Consider the following 16,905-nt stretch of genomic DNA (forward strand, 5'->3'; position numbering starts at 1 on the left):
AACAGGGAAGCAAGGACACGACCGGTTCGGAAACCCCACCAGTGACCCGTACTGAGCACCCCCGACCACGCGGCCGGTTGCCTCAGGACCCAACAGTGCGTTCACGCCCCCACCCCACACCAGCACCAGCGTTCCCACCTGCAAGCAGGCGTACTGACCAGCACCAACACAGGGCACGGACAACAGTCAACGTTCCACCCAGAGCACCACCACCAGCACACTCGGCCGGCGCGTGGTCCACCATGAGCACCCACCCCAGACCCGAAGGCCCCAGGCAGACACTGGTGAGCTCCTTAGAAAGGAGGTGATCCAGCCGCACCTTCCGGTACGGCTACCTTGTTACGACTTAGTCCCAATCGCCAGTCCCACCTTCGACCACTCCCCCACACAAGGTGGTTGGGCCATGGGCTTCGGGTGTTACCAACTTTCGTGACTTGACGGGCGGTGTGTACAAGGCCCGGGAACGTATTCACCGCAGCGTTGCTGATCTGCGATTACTAGCGACTCCGACTTCATGGGGTCGAGTTGCAGACCCCAATCCGAACTGAGACCGGCTTTTTGGGATTCGCTCCACCTTGCGGTATCGCAGCCCTCTGTACCGGCCATTGTAGCATGCGTGAAGCCCAAGACATAAGGGGCATGATGATTTGACGTCATCCCCACCTTCCTCCGAGTTGACCCCGGCAGTCTCCCATGAGTCCCCGGCATAACCCGCTGGCAACATGGGACGAGGGTTGCGCTCGTTGCGGGACTTAACCCAACATCTCACGACACGAGCTGACGACAACCATGCACCACCTGTGCACCGACCTTACGGGGCCACCATCTCTGGCAGTTTCCGGTGCATGTCAAGCCTTGGTAAGGTTCTTCGCGTTGCATCGAATTAATCCGCATGCTCCGCCGCTTGTGCGGGCCCCCGTCAATTCCTTTGAGTTTTAGCCTTGCGGCCGTACTCCCCAGGCGGGGCACTTAATGCGTTAGCTGCGGCACGGGAACCGTGGAATGGCCCCCACACCTAGTGCCCAACGTTTACGGCATGGACTACCAGGGTATCTAATCCTGTTCGCTCCCCATGCTTTCGCTCCTCAGCGTCAGTAACTGCCCAGAGACCTGCCTTCGCCATCGGTGTTCCTCCTGATATCTGCGCATTCCACCGCTACACCAGGAATTCCAGTCTCCCCTACAGCACTCTAGTCCGCCCGTACCCGATGCAAGCCCGAGGTTGAGCCTCGGGATTTCACACCAGACGCGACAGACCGCCTACGAGCTCTTTACGCCCAATAATTCCGGACAACGCTTGCGCCCTACGTATTACCGCGGCTGCTGGCACGTAGTTAGCCGGCGCTTCTTCTGCAGGTACCGTCACTCTCGCTTCTTCCCTGCTGAAAGAGGTTTACAACCCGAAGGCCGTCATCCCTCACGCGGCGTCGCTGCATCAGGCTTTCGCCCATTGTGCAATATTCCCCACTGCTGCCTCCCGTAGGAGTCTGGGCCGTGTCTCAGTCCCAGTGTGGCCGGTCGCCCTCTCAGGCCGGCTACCCGTCGAAGCCTTGGTAGGCCATCACCCCACCAACAAGCTGATAGGCCGCGAGCCCATCCCTCACCGAAAAACTTTCCAACCCCACCCATGCAGGCAAGGCTCATATCCGGTATTAGACCCCGTTTCCAAGGCTTATCCCGAAGTGAAGGGCAGGTTGCTCACGTGTTACTCACCCGTTCGCCACTGATCCACCCCGAAGGGCTTCACCGTTCGACTTGCATGTGTTAAGCACGCCGCCAGCGTTCGTCCTGAGCCAGGATCAAACTCTCCGTAAAAGTATCGCGCCACCCCGAAAACGAGGTAACAACCATACGGTTCATTCAACACTGACAGAACCAAGCTGAACTGCTTGATTTGTCCAAAGGAATCCAAACCACACACACCAAAGCATGCGCGGCCCGGGTTCAAAAATTTGGCATTGACTATCAAACGCACTGTTGAGTTCTCAAACAACCGACGCACACCGTGGATTCGGAGATCTTTGCTTTTCTCCGTCCCTCTCGGGGCGATGTCTTCAACCTATCAGACGTTTTTCCCTCTGCCTAATCCGTGAGGCCGAGAATCTCGGCCGCCGAATCGCTTCGTGGAAATCAGTTCGAAGGCCCCCACCCCGCCCGCAGAGCGCACTAAGCCCTCTGAGAACTTTCGGTGTGAGTTTCATGCCCCGGCGCGGCCTCCGTGCGGAGTCCGTCTGCCCGTCGGGCTGACGTCGTAGAACATTACACGTCCTGTGGAGTGCCAACAACCTCAGGCGCGGTGACGGCGCACACAACAGCCCCATGGCCCCGCGGCGGCCTCCCCGCGACACCGCCCCACCGGCCTGTGACCTGGGATGTCACGTCGCGACGAGCAGCGCGCTGAGCCTCTTCTTCTTCGCGTTCTCCCGAGCGATCCACGCCACGTCGCTGTCACCCGGGTAGGCATCCGTCAGTCCGAGGAACCTGGGCAGGCCCGGTATCGGCGCGGCCGCGACGGCGACGCTCCAGCAGTAGCCAAGGCCCTGGCGCAGCACGCGCACGTCCGCCCCCCGGCGCTCGGACGTCGGCCTGCGAGCCAGCCGATCCGTCGCCGTCGCGCAGGCGTCGAGCGCGGCCGCCGCCGTCGTCTCGTCGCCCAGCAGGCGAGGTTCGCAGATGCCGGCGACCGCCGCGCGCTGAACGAGCGGGTGCGGGTCCGCCGCCCACTCGGTCGCCAGGGACCGCAGTACCGCCGGAGCGCTGTCGCCCACGCGCTGCAGCGCCATGGCCACCGCCTCGCGCACGCGCCAGGAGGCGTCGGTGGCGCGACCACGCAGCATCGCGGTCAGTTCACGCGCCACGGCCGCGGGGTGCGGCGAGCCTTCCGGCTCCGTACCGGCCGCGCCGCGGGGAGGCTCCGGCGCAGCACCGCCGGACCGCGACGCACACGATGCCTCGGCAAGCAGTCGGCCGAGCCCCACGACGCCGCAGAACCGCAGGAACTCGTCTGCGTCGTCCGCGAGCACGCGCACCATGGCCTCAGGACCGGCGTCGGCCCACGCCTCGGCAAGCTCGAGGTTCCCGCGCGGACCGGGCAGACCCGAACGGTCGGAGAGGAAGGCGCGGACGGCGTCCGGCCCTCGGGGACGACCGCCGCGAGCTCGCGGGCGTAGTCCTGTCGGCGGGTCACCCGACCACCGTAGGCGCGCCGTGCTTGCGCAGCCCGCTGGTGACGCGCTGCGGCGAACGCCGACGAGCCACGAGGCCAGGGGTGCTCGCTAGGCGGCCGGAGACCGGTCGGTGACCACGAACGAGCTGCGACCCGGATGCGACGCAGGGCGGCACCGACCGCGCCGACGCCCAGAAGCCGACGCACAGAGAAGCCGACGCCCAGTAGGGCCGACGCCCAGGAAATCCGACGCCCAGGAAATCCGACGCACAGAGAAGCCGACGCACAGAAAGGCCGACGCGGCGGCGCCGATGCCCTAGATTCGCGGCGTGACCACGCCCCGTACCGTCGTCGTCCGCCCCGCGCGCGCCGAGGAGGCCGCCGACGTCGCCTGGCTCGCCGCCACCACGTTCCCGCTCGCGTGCCCGCCCGGCACGCCGGTCGAGGAGATGGCGCGTCACGTCGCGTCGCGCCTGACGCCTGGGCACTTCCGGACATGGGCCGCGAGCCCCGACCACGTGCTGCTCGTCGCCGCGCGCGGCGACACGCTCCTCGGCTATGCCCTGCTGGTGCTCGCCGTGCCCGGCGGCGACGAGGCCCGCGTGCTGCGCGACGCGGCCGCGAGCACCGGGCCCGTCGTCGAGCTGTCGAAGATCTACGCCCACCCCGAGGCGCTCGGCACCGGCGCGTCCTCCGCTCTCATGGTGGGGGCCGTCGAGGCCGCGACCCGGCTCGCCGCCACGCACGGGCTCGGCACACCACCGCCGCTCTGGCTCGGCACCAACGCCGGGAACGCGCGGGCGCAGGCGTTCTACCGCAAGCACGGGTTCGTCGTCGTCGGGACGCGCACCTTCGACGTCGGCGGGAAGCGGCACGACGACGTCGTCATGCTGCACCGGCCCGCGGGCGCCGCGCAGGCGACGTAGCCGCAGGCGGGCGGGCCCGCCCGGCGCCGTCGAGGTGCCACCCGAGCGCGGACCCGGGCCCCGGCCCTCACGAGCCGAGCCGAGGCCGCGGCGCGTCGTCGACAAGCTCGGCGACGACGGCGCGCACGTCGTCCGCGAGCGCCGGCAGCTCGCCGGCCCAGCGTTCGTCGGCGCGCAGCGTCACGCGCAGGCGGCCCGCGTAGGACAGCGCGGTGAAGTACACGGGCACGTTGCCCGCCGCCGACGCGACCGGGACGACGGCCTCGACCGGGACGCCCGCCAGGGCTATCGGCTCGGCGGGTCCGCGCAGGTTGCTCACGACGGTGTTGATGAGCCGCTGGCGCGCGAGCACGGGCCCGTACGCTCCCCACCGTCCGAGCGTGGCGAAGCCCCAGGCCAGCAGGGGCGCCGACTCGCCCGAGACGAACCGGCGGCGGCGGCACGTCCGGGCGCGGGTGCGGCGCAGGCGCTCGGCGGCCGCCAGCCCGGGCGCGGTGGGCACCGCGACGCGCAGCACGCCCGTGCGGGCGCGCCGATCGGGGTCGCCGGGCCGCGCGCGTGAGGCCGGCACGCTGCACACCAGCCGGGTGACCGGATCACCTCGGCGGGCGAGCAGCCCCGCCAGCGCTCCCGTCCCGGCGACGAGCAGCACGTCGTTGACCGTCGCCCCGTGACGGTGCGCGGCGGCGCGCACGCGATCCAGGTCGAGGTCCACGACGGCCAGGCCGAAACCCGTGCCGATCGGGGCGCTGAGCACCGTGCGGGGTGCCCGCGGGCCGATGCCCGCGGCCAGCTCGGCGAGTCCCAGCGCCAGGGTGCGCGCTCCGCCGAGCACGCGGTGCGTCGCGGGGGCCCGGCCCGCGCCGCGACCCGGCCGCACGCGGGGGCCCGCGCCGCGACCCGGCCGCACGCGGGGGCCGGCGCCGCGACCCGGCCGCACGCGGGGGTCCGGTTGCGCCGGCGGAGCGGTGCCCGGGTCCGGCGGTGCGAGCCCGAGCAGCGCCGACGCCGTCGCCAGCACGCCCGTGCCGTCGGTGAGCACGTGGTGCAGCGTCAGCACGACCGCGTCGCGGCCCGTGCCCGTGACCACCCGCGTCACCCGCCACGGCGGCGACTCCCCCAGCGCCCACGGCTCGCGCATGACATGCACCGTCGCGGCCAGCACATCGTCGTCGGTGGCCGAGCCGGACCGCACCGTGCGCACGTGCGCCGCGACGTCGACAGCGACCGGGTCCCAGCGCGGCCGCTCGCCGGGCGTGCGCCGCACACGGCTCGCCCAGCGGGGCGCGGCCGGGAGGCGGGCCGCCAGGATCGCGGCGAGCCGGTCCTCCGACGGCGCGGGCCCGGCCAGCCGCAGTACGACGCCGATCGTGCGCGGGTCGGGGCCGACGTCGAACGCGAGCTCGCCGCGCTCGGTCACCGTCAGGGCGCGGGGGTCATTCCGCGAACGCGTCCGGCGCATCCTCCCCTGCCCCCTCGTCGTCGGCGGCGTCGCGTACCAGGGCGGCCGGGCCGCCCGCGAGCAGACGCGTGAACGCGGCCTCGTCGAGCACGGGCACGCCGAGCGTCTCGGCCTTGGCGGCCTTCGACCCCGCGTTCTCGCCGACGACGACGTAGTCGGTCTTCTTCGAGACCGAACCGGCCGCCTTGCCGCCGGCCGCGATGATGGCCTCCTTCGCCCCGTCGCGCGAGTATCCGTCGAGCGATCCCGTCACCACCACGGTGAGGCCCGCGAGCGGGCCCGTGGGCGCGGCGCCCGCGGCGGCGCGCGCCGCCATCGCCGCCGGGCCGGGGTGGCCCGGCGTGGCGAACCGGACGCCCGCGGCGGTCCACGACTCCACGATCTCGACGTGCCAGTCGACCTCGAACCACGCCCGCAGCTCCGCACCGATGACCGGGCCGACGCCCTCGACCGCGGACAGCTCGTCGAGGCTCGCGGCGCGGACGGCGTCGAGCGAGCCGAACCAGTCCGCGAGCGCCCTCGCCGCGACCGGCCCGACGTGCCGGATGTTGAGGGCGACGATCTGACGCCACAGGTCCTTGGTCTTGGCCTGCTCGAGCTCCCGCAGGAGCGTGACGGCCTGCGCGGACGGCTCCCACTCGGGGAGGGTCTCGCCGTCGGCCTCCGCCTGGGCACGGCGCGCCTTGGTGTAGGTGAGCTTCTTGCGGAAGGGGGTGCGGCGGCGTGCGACGCCGTCGTCGTCGACCTTGGGCAGGCCCGTCTCGGCGTCGCGGACCACGACCTCGATCGGCAGGAGCTGGTCGAGCGTGAGGTCGAACAGCCCGGCCTCGGTGCGCAGCGGCGGCTCGGCCGGCACCTCGGGGTGCGTGAGCGCCGACGCCGTGACCTCGCCCAGCGCCTCGACGTCGAGCCCGCCGCGCGACCCGATGTGCTCGACACGGCCACGCACCTGCGCGGGGCACGAGCGAGCGTTGGGGCAGCGCAGGTCGACGTCGGCCTCCTTCATGGGGCGCAGCGGGGTGCCGCACTCGGGGCACGCCGCGGGCATGACGAAGTCCTCGCGCGGGAAGCCGTCGTCGGCGAGCGCCGTGACGGGGCCGACGATCTCGGGGATGACGTCGCCCGCCTTGCGCAGCACGACGACGTCGCCGATGCGCACGCCCTTGGCCCGTACGACGTCCTGGTTGTGCAGCGTCGCCTGACGCACCGTGGATCCCGCGACCTTGACCGGCTCCATGACGGCGTAGGGCGTGGCCCTGCCCGTGCGGCCGACGCCGACCTGGATCGCGAGCAGGCGGGTGTTGACCTCCTCGGGCGGGTACTTGTAGGCGATGGCCCAGCGCGGGGCGCGGCTGGTCGCGCCCAGGCGCACCTGGTCGGCGAGCGCGTCGACCTTGACCACGATGCCGTCGAGCTCATGCTCGATGTCGTGCCGGTGCGTGCCGAAGTGCTCGATCATCTCGACGACCGCATCGACCCCCGGGACGACGCGGTTGTGCGGCGAGACCGGAAGACCCCACTGCGCGAAGTGCGCGTAGGCGTCGGACTGCCGGTCGAGCGTGACGTGCTCGCCGGCCTCCCACTGGAGGGCTCCGATGCCGTGGACGTACAGCCGCAACGCCTCGACCCGGGCCAGGCCCGCCTCGGCCTCGAGGCCGTCCTTCTTGTCGAGCTGCTGACGCAGGCCACCCGCGGCGGCGTTGCGGGCGTTCGCGAACGTCGGGAACCGGCGCGTGGCGGCGACGCGGGCGGCGTCCTCGTCGAACGCGCGGGAGGTGGCCGCCCGCTGCGACCGCTCACGCGCCTGCGCGACGGCGCGCCCGCGCATCTGCTCCTGGAGCTCGTTGAGCCGGGCGAAGGACGCCGTCGGGATGAAGATCTCCCCGCGAACCTCGACGAGCGCGGGGTGCCCCTCGCCCGCGAGGCGCTGCGGGATGTCGCCGATGCGCAGCGCGTTGACCGTGACGTCCTCGCCCGTGCGGCCGTCGCCACGGGTCGCCGCCCGGGTCAGGCGGCCGTGCTCGTACAGCAGCGCGATCGCGAGGCCGTCGATCTTGACCTCGGACAGGTAGCCGACGTCGGGCGCGCCGAGGTCGCGTGCCACGCGGGCGTCCCAGTCGCGCAGCTCCTCGACCGAGAACACGTTGTCGAGCGAGAGCATGCGCTCGACGTGCTCGACCGTCGCGAAGCCCGTCGCCGCCACGCCGCCCACGCGCTGGGTCGGCGACTCGGGAGTCTGCAGGGCGGGGTGCGCGGCCTCGAGCGCCGCCAGCTCGCGCATCCGGGCGTCGTACTCGGCGTCGGACACCAGCGGGGAGTCCTGCTCGTAGTAGGCGCGCTGGTCGGCCTCGACCAGGCTGCGCAGCTCGGCCCAGCGGCGTTGCGCCGCCTGTTCGTCGAGCTCGGCCGCAGCCCGGTTCGTCGTCGTCTCGCTCACGGGTCCATCTTCGCCGAAGGCTCCGACACCGACGATGCAGGACGGGGCCCGGCGGCGCGATGCGCCACCAGGCCCCGTCAGGGCGTCCGGGCCACGATCCGGACGCCGGCGCCGGACGAACCGGCGCGGTACGAGCGGGGCCACGATCCCGCTCGTACGGTTTCCCGCCCCCGGGGCCACGAACCCGGGGGCGGGGTGCACCCCGTACGGGGTGCGCACCCGGGCCACGAACCGGGTGCCGTCCGCCGTCTGCGCCCGGAGGAGGGGCTGACGGCGGGAGCTTCCGCCGGGGCCGCGGCGGTGCCGCGGCCCCGGCGTCAGGACCGACTCAGGCCTTGCCCGGGTTCATGTCCAGGTAGGAGACACCGTCGCGGCGCTTGGCGGCGACGTCCTCGCGGGTCAGGCCGTAGTAGGCCGCGACCATGATGTCCTTCATGTCCTGGAGCATCGGCAGGCGCGGGTTGGCCGGGGCGCACTGGTCCTCGTAGGCACGCATCGCCAGGCCGTCGAGGCCGCCGATGAAGTCCTTCTCGGACACGCCCTGCTCGGCGAACGACTTCTCCACGCCGATGCGGTCGGCCAGCTCGCGCACCGCGCGGGCGTAGGACTCCACGCCCTCCTCGGGCGTCGAGGCCGGCAGGCCCAGGTGCTTGGCGATCGCCTGGAACCGCTCGGGGGCGATGTACTTCTCCGCCTTCGGCCAGCCGGTGACCTTGCCCGGGACGAGGCCGTTGTAGCGGATCGCGTAGGGCAGGAACATCGCGTTGGTGCGGCCGTGGACCAGGTGGAACTGGGCGCCCACCGTGTGGGACATGGCGTGCACGATCCCGAGGAACGCGTTGCCGAACGCCATGCCGGCGATCGTCGCGGCGTTGTGCATCTTCTCGCGGGCCTCGTCGAGGCCGGCGCCGCCCTGGAAGGACTTCTCGATGTTCTCGAAGACGAGCTTGATCGCGTGCAGCGCCAGGCCGTCGGTGAAGTCGTTGGCGTAGACGCTGACGAACGCCTCGGTGGCGTGGGTCAGGGCGTCCATGCCCGAGTCGACGACGAGCTTGGCCGGCATCGAGGCGGTCAGCACCGGGTCGACGATCGCGACCGACGGGGTCAGCGCGTAGTCGGCGAGCGGGTACTTGAAGCCCGTCGCGTGGTCGGTGATGACGGCGAACGGCGTGACCTCGGCGCCCGTGCCCGACGACGTCGGCACGCAGACGAGCTGCGCGACCTTGCCCAGGGTCGGGTACTGGAACGCGCGCTTGCGCACGTCGAAGAACTTCTCGCGCAGGTCGGAGAACTCCAGCTCGGGGTTCTCGTACTTGAGCCACATGACCTTCGCGGCGTCCATGGGCGAGCCACCGCCGATGGCGATGATCGTGTCAGGACGGTGGTCCTTCATGAGCTCGGCGCCGCGGGCGACGGTCTCGACGCTCGGCTCGGGCTCGACCGTGTCGATGATCTGCACGGCGACCTCGTTGGTGCGCCGGCGCAGGACGTCGAGGACCTTGTCGACGATGCCGATGGTGCTCATCACGCGGTCGGTCACGATCGTGACCCGCTCGACGCCGCGCATGTCCACCAGGTACTGGATGGCGTTCGGCTCGAAGTACGTCTTCGGCGGGACCTTGAACCACTGCATGTTGTTGTTCCGCCTTGCGACGCGCTTGACGTTGATCAGGTTGACGGCCGACACGTTGTTCGAGACCGAGTTGTGGCCGTACGAACCGCAGCCGAGCGTGAGCGACGGGATCAGAGCGTTGTAGATGTCGCCGATGCCGCCGAGTGCCGACGGCTGGTTCCACAGGATGCGGACGGCCTTGACGCGGTGGCCGAACTTCTCCGAGAGCTCCTTGTCCTGCGTGTGGATCGCGGCCGAGTGACCCAGGCCGTCGAACTCCACCATCTGCTCGGACAGGCGGATGCCCTCCTCGGTGTTGCGCGCACGCAGCACCGCCAGCAGCGGCGAGAGCTTCTCGCGGCTCAGCGGCTCCTGCGGGCCGACGCCCGAGATCTCCGCCAGGAGGATCGAGGTGTCCTCGGGCACGCTGAAGCCGGCCTGCTCGGCCAGCCAGACGGCGGACTTGCCGACGACGGCGGCGTTGAGCTTGGCGCCCGCGCAGTTCTCCGAGTTGGCGGTGACGCCGAAGAAGAACTCCTCGAGCTTCGCCTTCTCCTCGGCGTTGACGACGTAGGCGTGCATCTTGCGGAACTCCGCGAGCGCCGCGTCGTAGATCTCGGTGTCGATGATGGCGGCCTGCTCGGAGGCGCACACCACGCCGTTGTCAAAGCCCTTGGACAGGACGATGTCGTTGACCGCGCGGCCCAGCTTGGCGTCACGGGCGATGTAGGCGGGGACGTTGCCCGCGCCGACGCCGAGGGCCGGCTTGCCGGTCGAGTAGGCGGCGCGGACCATCGCGTTGCCGCCGGTGGCGAGCACGAGCGAGACGCCCGGGTGGTTCATGAGCTCTGAGGTCGCCTGGATCGAGGGGTGCTCGATCCACTGGATGCAGTCCTCGGGGGCGCCGGCGGCGATCGCGGCGTCGCGCACGATCTTCGCGGCGGCGAGCGACGACTGCTGGGCGTTGGGGTGGAACCCGAAGATGATCGGGTTGCGGGTCTTGAGAGCGATGAGGCTCTTGAAGATCGCGGTCGAGGTCGGGTTGGTCACGGGCGTGACACCGGCGACGACACCGACGGGCTCGGCGATCTCGACGACGCCGCGCAGCTCGTCGCGGGCGATGACGCCCACGGTCTTGAGGCCGGCCATCGAGTGCGTGACGTGCTCGCACGCGAAGATGTTCTTGGTGGCCTTGTCCTCGAAGATGCCGCGGCCGGTCTCGTCGAAGGCCAGCTTCGCCAGGTTGCCGTGCTCGTGCAGGGCGGCGACCGACGCCTTCTTGACGATGTGGTCGATCTGCTCCTGCGTGAAGGACGCGTAGGCCGCCAGGGCCCGCAGGCCGCGCTGGACGAGGGCGTCCACCTCCACCGCGGGGTCCGTCACAGCGGCGGTCTCGTCGACCGGCTTCGCCTTCTTGGTCGTGGTCGTGCTCACGGGTTCTCTCCTCCTGAGGGACCTCGTGGGTCCCGCTCGTCCCTGTTGCATGTGAAGACTTTCACAACTGTGGTCAGACCACAAATGGGCCAGACGTGACGTGCGTCACACTACCCGTGCTCGGGGCGCTCGGCCCGCCCGCGCGAGAGCCCCTCGCAGGCCGCCGCGCACAGGTGGCCGCTAGGGTGCCGAAGCATGGGCATCGCCGCAGACCACGACCCGTTCCCCGCCACCCCGCTCGACCCCGACGCAGCGGACCCGTTCGCATGGCTGGAGGACGTCGAAGGCCCCGCGGCGCTCGCCTGGGTCCGCGAGCGCAACGCACACGCCCGGCGATCGCTCGCGTCGCAGCCGTCATACGAGGCGACCCGAGACGCCGTCCTCGAGGTGCTCGACTCCGACCAGCGCATCCCCGACGTCACCAGGATCGGTGACCGGCTCTACAACTTCTGGCGCGATGGCGCGCACGAGCGAGGCCTGTGGCGGCGAACCTCCCTCGCGTCCTACCGCACCGACGCTCCCGAGTGGGAGACGGTGCTCGACCTCGACGCGCTCGCGCGGACCGAGGGCGTGAGCTGGGTCTGGCACGGCGCGTCGGTGCTGCGGCCCGACCCCGACCGCCTCGACGAGGGCGCGCCGTGGCGGCGCGCCCTCGTCGACCTCTCGGTCGCCGGCTCGGACGCCGACGTCACACGCGAGTTCGACCTCGTCGACAAGCGGTTCGTGCCCGCGCCCGAGGGCTTCGAGCGCGCCACCGCGCCGCACGACCCGTCGTCCGGCGGCGCCAAGGGCGGGCTCGCCTGGGCCGACGAGGACACCGTGTACGTGTTCACCGACCTGGGCCCCGGCACGACGACGACCTCCGGCTACCCCCGCACCGTCCGCCTGTGGCGCCGCGGCACGCCGATCGAGGACGCCACCCTCGTCTACGAGGGACGCGACGACGACCTGTACATCTCCGGGCGCCGCTCGCGCACGCCCGGCTTCGAGCGCGACCTGGTCCAACGGTCGATCGCGTTCTACCGCTCGCAGACGTTCCTCGTCACGGGCGCCGGGACGCCCGAGCAGGCGCTGACCCGCATCGACGTGCCCGAGTCGGCCGAGGTCGGCTTCCACCGCGAGTGGCTGCTGGTCGACCTGCGCGACGACTGGGCGACGGGCGGCACCGTCCACCGCGCCGGGTCGCTGCTGGCGGCGCCCGCCGAGGCGTTCCTCGCCGGCTCGCGCGACCTGACCGTGCTGTTCGAACCGACGCCGACGACGTCGCTCGCCGGCGCCACCTGGACCCGCCACCACCTGGTGCTCAACGTCCTCGACGACGTCAAGAACCGGCTCCACGTGCTCACGCCGCCCCCGTCGGCCGGCGGCCAGGGCCCGGCCGGCCCATGGACCCGCACGCCGTTCCCCGAGACCGACCCCGTCGCGACCGTCGGCGTGCGCGCCGTCGACCCCGTGGACAGCGACGACGTGTGGGTCGTCACCACCGGCTACCTCACGCCGTCGACGCTCTCGCTCGCGACCGTCGGCACGGAGGGCGCGGCCCTCGACCCGCTCAAGTCCGCCCCCGCGTTCTTCGACGCGGCCGGGCTCGTCGCCGAGCAGCACTTCGCCACGTCCGACGACGGCACGCGCGTGCCGTACTTCGTCGTCGGGCGCGAGGGCGTCCTGCACCGCCGGTGGCGCGAGCCTGCGCAGCCCGCCCCGACGCTCCTGTACGGGTACGGCGGGTTCGAGGTCTCGTTGACGCCGGCGTACTCGGGCGGGCTCGGGCGGGCCTGGCTGGAGAAGGGCGGCGTGTACGCCGTCGCGAACATCCGTGGCGGCGGCGAGTACGGGCCCGCCTGGCACCAGGCCGCGCTCGGGCGCCACCGGCACCGGGCGTACGAGGACTTCGCCGCCGTCGCGCGCGACCTCGTGCAGCGCCGTGTGACCACGCCCGCCCTCCTCGGCGCCCAGGGCGGGTCGAACGGCGGGCTGCTGATCGGCAACATGCTCACGCGCTACCGCGAGCTGTTCGGGGCGCTCGTCATCCAGGTGCCGCTGCTCGACATGAAGCGGTACTCGCACCTGCTCGCCGGCGCCTCCTGGACGGCCGAGTACGGCGACCCCGACGACCCCGCCCAGTGGGAGCACCTGCGGGAGTACTCCCCCTACCACCACATCGCGGCCGGTCGCCGGTACCCGCCCGTGCTCCTGCTGACCTCCACGCGCGACGACCGCGTCCACCCCGGCCACGCACGCAAGGCGGCGGCGCTGCTCGACGTCGTCGGCGCCGACGTCACCTACTACGAGAACGTCGAGGGAGGCCACGGCGGGGCCGCGACCAACGCGCAGGCGGCCCACATGGCGGCGCTCGCGTGGGAGTTCCTCGGCGAGCGCCTGGGTCTGCGCTGACGACGCCGGGCCTGGACGGCGTCAGGCCGCGGCGCGCTCGGCGAGGGCCTCGCCCACGCGGCCCAGGTTCGCCAGCTCGGCGCGGTGCGCGTCGACGCCCGCAGGCGCGCCGCGCGGTGCGGCGAGCAGCGTGACGCCGTCCAGGCTCGACGCCGGCAGGCCGACGCGCCGCCACGGCTCGTCGACCAGGCGCACCAGCTCGCCCAGCATCGGCCCCGCGCACTGCGAGACCTGCACGGGCGGCAGCCCCGCCCACAGACCGATCCCCCGCTCCACGGCACGCGCCACCAGCTCCCACGCCCGTTCCTGCCAGCCGATCGCCCCGACGTCGAGGCCCACCGCGTCCGCGCCCGCCAGCACGACGGGCGGCAGCCCCGCCCACGTGTCGCCGAGGTGGACGACGGCCCGCGCCCCGGCGTCGTGCACCGCCTCGATCACGGGCCGCAGGCCCTCGACCACGTCCGGCCCCGGCACGGCACGCAGGCGCGAGTAGCCCGAGAAGGTGGGCAGCACGCCCGCGTGGACGGCCCCGAGCCGAGGCTCGGCGAGCTGCACGACGACGTCACCCAGCGCCGGGACCTGCGCGCGCACGGCCGCGAGGTGGGCGCGCACGCCCTCGGCGAGCGCGAGCGACAGGTCGCGGCGGGCGCCGACGTCGGCCAGCACGCGGTCGCCGCGTGCCGCCCACAACGTCGCCGCGAGCGTCCACGGGCCCACGACCTCGACCGCGAGCGGACCGCTGTAGCCGTGCGCAGCGATGGCGAGCGCGCCGAGGTCCTCGCGCAGGAACCCCTCGGCCCGGCGCTGGTCGAGACCGGCGTGCGCGGTGAGCCTCCAGCCGTGCGGGCCGAGCTCGACGGGCAGCTCCGCGAGCAGCGCGGCGGTGCGGCCGACGGCGTCCGCGCCCGGTCCGCGACTCGCGAGCTGCGTGAGGAACGGAACCGCGTCGACGCCCGCGGGCAGCTCCGCGAGATCGCCGAGCACCGTCTGCTGGGCCTCGAGCTCGTCGTGCTCGGCACCCGGCCACGGGCCGTGGCCGCTGACGCCCGTCATCCGGGCGTCCCGGCCGGCGCCTCGGCGCGCGCCGCACGCCAGGCCCGGGACACGGTGGCCTGGCCCAGCACGCGCGTGCCGCGGTAGACGACGACCGACTGACCGGCCGCGACGCCGCGCAGCGGCGTGCCCGTGAGCTCGACCACCAGCCCCTCCCCGGCCGCACGCACGCGCGCCGGGACGGGCGCCCCGTGCGCGCGGACCTGGACCTCGACGTCATCCAGCACGACGTCCTCCAGCACGAGGTCCTCCGCAGCAGCGCCCGCGGGCGCTGCACCCCGCGGCTCGACGCCCCGCGGCTCGACGCCCGCCGCGGCGAGCGGTGCCAGCCACGTCGCCCGCACACCCGCGATCCGGTCCACCGACAGCAGCTCGGCCGGGCCCACGACCACGGTGTTGGTGTCGGTGCGCACGTCGAGCACGTAGCGGGCGCGGCCGTCGGGTGCCGGGCGGCCCAGCGCCAGGCCCCGCCGCTGGCCCACGGTGTAGGCGTAGGCGCCGTCGTGCTCGCCGACGACGTGGCCCGCGACGTCGCGCACCTCGCCCGGCCGCGACCCGAGGCGCTCGCGCAGGAACCCTCGCGTGTCGCCGTCGGCGACGAAGCAGATGTCGTAGGAGTCGGGCTTGGCGCTGACCGCCAGGCCGCGCGCGGCGGCCTCGGCGCGCACCTGGGCCTTCGACGTGAACCCGCCGAGCGGGAAGACCGCCCGCGCGAGCCGCTCGGGCCCCATCACGGCCAGCACGTACGACTGGTCCTTCTCGGCGTGGGGCGAGCGGTGCAGCTCGCGCCCGCCTGGGCCGTCCACGATGCGCGCGTAGTGGCCGGTCGCGACGGCGTCGAAGCCGAGCGCGGTGGCCTTGTCGAGCAGCGCCTCGAACTTGACGCGCTCGTTGCAGCGCACGCACGGGTTGGGGGTGCGCCCGGCCTCGTACTCGGCGAGGAAGTCCGCCACGACCGTCTCCTCGAACGTCTCCGACAGGTCCCACACGTAGTACGGGATGCCCAGCACGTCGGCGGCCCGGCGCGCGTCCGAGGCGTCCTCGATCGAGCAGCAGCCGCGCGAGCCCGTGCGGAACTGGTCGCGGTTGCGGCTCAGCGCCATGTGGACGCCGACGACGTCATGACCGGCCTCGACCGCGAGCGCCGCCGCGACCGCCGAGTCGACGCCGCCCGACATCGCCGCCAGCACCCTCATGCGGACCTCCGCGAGACGAGCCCGGCCGCCTGGGCGCGCGACACCACGGCAGGCAGGGCCGCGACGAGCGCCGCGACGTCGTCGGGTGTGGAGGTGGCACCGAGGGTGAACCGCAGCGCGCCGCGCGCCTCGGCCTCGGGCACGCCCATGGCCAGCAGCACGTGCGAGGGCTGGGGCACCCCGCCTGGCACGCGGAGCCCGTGGATGCCTGCACGCCCACGGAGTCGAGCAGGTACAGCAGCGAGTCGCCCTCGGCGCCGGGGAACGTGAAGTGCGCGTTGCCGGGCAGGCGCCCGCCGGGGTCGACGGCGGGGTCGGTGCCGTGCAGCACGGCGTCGGGCGCGGCCTCGCGCACCCCGGCGACGAGGCTGTCGCGCAGCGCGGCGAGCTGCGCGGCCCGCTCGGGGCGCCCGGCCACGGCCTGCTCGACGGCGACGGCGAACGCGCGGATCGCGGGCACGTCGAGCGTGCCCGAGCGCACGCCGCGCTCCTGGCCGCCGCCGTGCTGGACGGCTTCGAGCGGCAGGTCGCGGCGGGCCAGCAGCGCGCCGACCCCCAGCGGCCCGCCGAGCTTGTGCCCGGTGACGGTCAGCGCGTCCACGCCGCTGGCGGCGAAGTCGACCTCGACCTGGCCGACGGCCTGCACGGCGTCGGTGTGCACGGGCACGCCCGCCTGGTGCGCGATGCGTACCACGTCGCGCACCGGCTGGACGGTGCCCACCTCGTTGTTGGCCCACATGACGCTGACCAGCGCCGTCTCCTGTGCGTGCGCGGCGAGGTCGGCGCGCAGGGCGTCGAGGTCGACGCGGCCGTCGCGGTCGACGGGCAGCAGCACGATCTCGGCGCCCGCGTGACCGGCGAGCCAGAACGCGGGGTCGAGCACCGCGTGGTGCTCGACCGCGGAGACCAGGACGCGGTTGCGGCGCACGTCCTGGGCGCGGCGACCCCAGAACATGCCCTTGATCGCGAGGTTGTCGGCCTCCGTGCCGCCGCCGGTGAACACCACCTCGGACGGGCGGGCGCCGAGCGCGCGCCCGATCGACTCGCGCGACTCCTCGACGACGCGCCGGGCGCGGCGTCCGGCGGCGTGCAGGCTGGAGGCGTTGCCCGGTTGCTGGGCCTCGTCGACGAACGCCGCGAGCGCGGCCGCCGACATGGGGGTCGTGGCCGCGTGGTCGAGGTAGGCGCCGGGTGTCACGGCGTCCCAGTCTACGAGCGTGCGGCA

General features: G+C 72.6%; 8 protein-coding genes, 1 rRNA gene and 1 pseudogene. 2 read left to right on the plus strand and 8 right to left on the minus strand.

Annotated elements, in window-relative coordinates:
- Positions 1 to 297: 297 nt before the first annotated feature.
- A 16S ribosomal RNA gene (locus ET495_RS07845) occupies positions 298 to 1,815 on the minus strand.
- Positions 1,816 to 2,375: 560 nt separating this feature from the next.
- A complete protein-coding gene (locus ET495_RS07850; RefSeq protein ID WP_211340934.1) occupies positions 2,376 to 3,032 on the minus strand; it encodes a HEAT repeat domain-containing protein in 657 nt (218 codons plus the stop codon).
- A 463-nt stretch (positions 3,033 to 3,495) separates the two neighbouring features.
- Here ET495_RS07850 and ET495_RS07855 point away from each other — a divergent pair, with 463 nt between their 5' ends.
- Positions 3,496 to 4,092 (plus strand): GNAT family N-acetyltransferase, encoded by a 597-nt coding sequence (locus tag ET495_RS07855; RefSeq protein ID WP_129204013.1) that lies wholly within the window; start codon positions 3,496 to 3,498, stop codon positions 4,090 to 4,092.
- A gap of 67 nt (positions 4,093 to 4,159) precedes the next feature.
- Here ET495_RS07855 and ET495_RS07860 read toward each other — a convergent pair whose 3' ends face one another.
- From ET495_RS07860 to adhE, 3 genes are all read right to left on the minus strand, one after another.
- Positions 4,160 to 5,512, minus strand: a complete 1,353-nt coding sequence (locus tag ET495_RS07860; protein WP_162616404.1) for a wax ester/triacylglycerol synthase domain-containing protein — start codon at positions 5,510 to 5,512, stop codon at positions 4,160 to 4,162.
- Between the two features lie 16 nt (positions 5,513 to 5,528).
- Positions 5,529 to 7,991, minus strand: a complete 2,463-nt coding sequence (gene ligA / locus ET495_RS07865) for an NAD-dependent DNA ligase LigA (RefSeq protein ID WP_129204017.1) — start codon at positions 7,989 to 7,991, stop codon at positions 5,529 to 5,531.
- A gap of 328 nt (positions 7,992 to 8,319) precedes the next feature.
- Complete coding sequence (gene adhE / locus ET495_RS07870) at positions 8,320 to 11,037, minus strand: bifunctional acetaldehyde-CoA/alcohol dehydrogenase (protein WP_425471219.1); 2,718 nt, start codon at positions 11,035 to 11,037, stop codon at positions 8,320 to 8,322.
- A 195-nt stretch (positions 11,038 to 11,232) separates the two neighbouring features.
- On the opposite strand from adhE, the gene ET495_RS07875 reads away from it, so the two are divergent.
- On the plus strand, positions 11,233 to 13,431 hold the full coding sequence (locus ET495_RS07875) for a prolyl oligopeptidase family serine peptidase (protein ID WP_129204021.1): 2,199 nt from the start codon (positions 11,233 to 11,235) through the stop codon (positions 13,429 to 13,431).
- Between the two features lie 21 nt (positions 13,432 to 13,452).
- On the opposite strand, the gene ET495_RS07880 is transcribed toward ET495_RS07875, so the two are convergent.
- The 3 genes and pseudogenes from ET495_RS07880 to ET495_RS07890 form a co-directional block, all read right to left on the minus strand.
- The gene (locus ET495_RS07880; RefSeq protein ID WP_129204023.1) at positions 13,453 to 14,484 is read right to left on the minus strand and encodes a uroporphyrinogen decarboxylase/cobalamine-independent methonine synthase family protein; all 1,032 of its coding nucleotides are present in this window, start codon (positions 14,482 to 14,484) and stop codon (positions 13,453 to 13,455) included.
- Positions 14,481 to 15,680: a tRNA 2-thiouridine(34) synthase MnmA gene (gene mnmA / locus ET495_RS07885; RefSeq protein WP_129204025.1), complete on the minus strand. Its 1,200-nt coding sequence runs from the start codon at positions 15,678 to 15,680 to the stop codon at positions 14,481 to 14,483. Before mnmA ends, ET495_RS07880 begins: the two co-directional genes overlap by 4 nt.
- Positions 15,677 to 16,836, minus strand: a pseudogene (locus tag ET495_RS07890) (cysteine desulfurase family protein). Before ET495_RS07890 ends, mnmA begins: the two are co-directional and overlap by 4 nt.
- Positions 16,837 to 16,905 lie beyond the last annotated feature (69 nt).

The sequence above is a fragment of the Xylanimonas allomyrinae genome, from assembly GCF_004135345.1.
In the GTDB taxonomy this organism is placed as follows: Bacteria; Actinomycetota; Actinomycetes; order Actinomycetales; family Cellulomonadaceae; genus Xylanimonas; species Xylanimonas allomyrinae.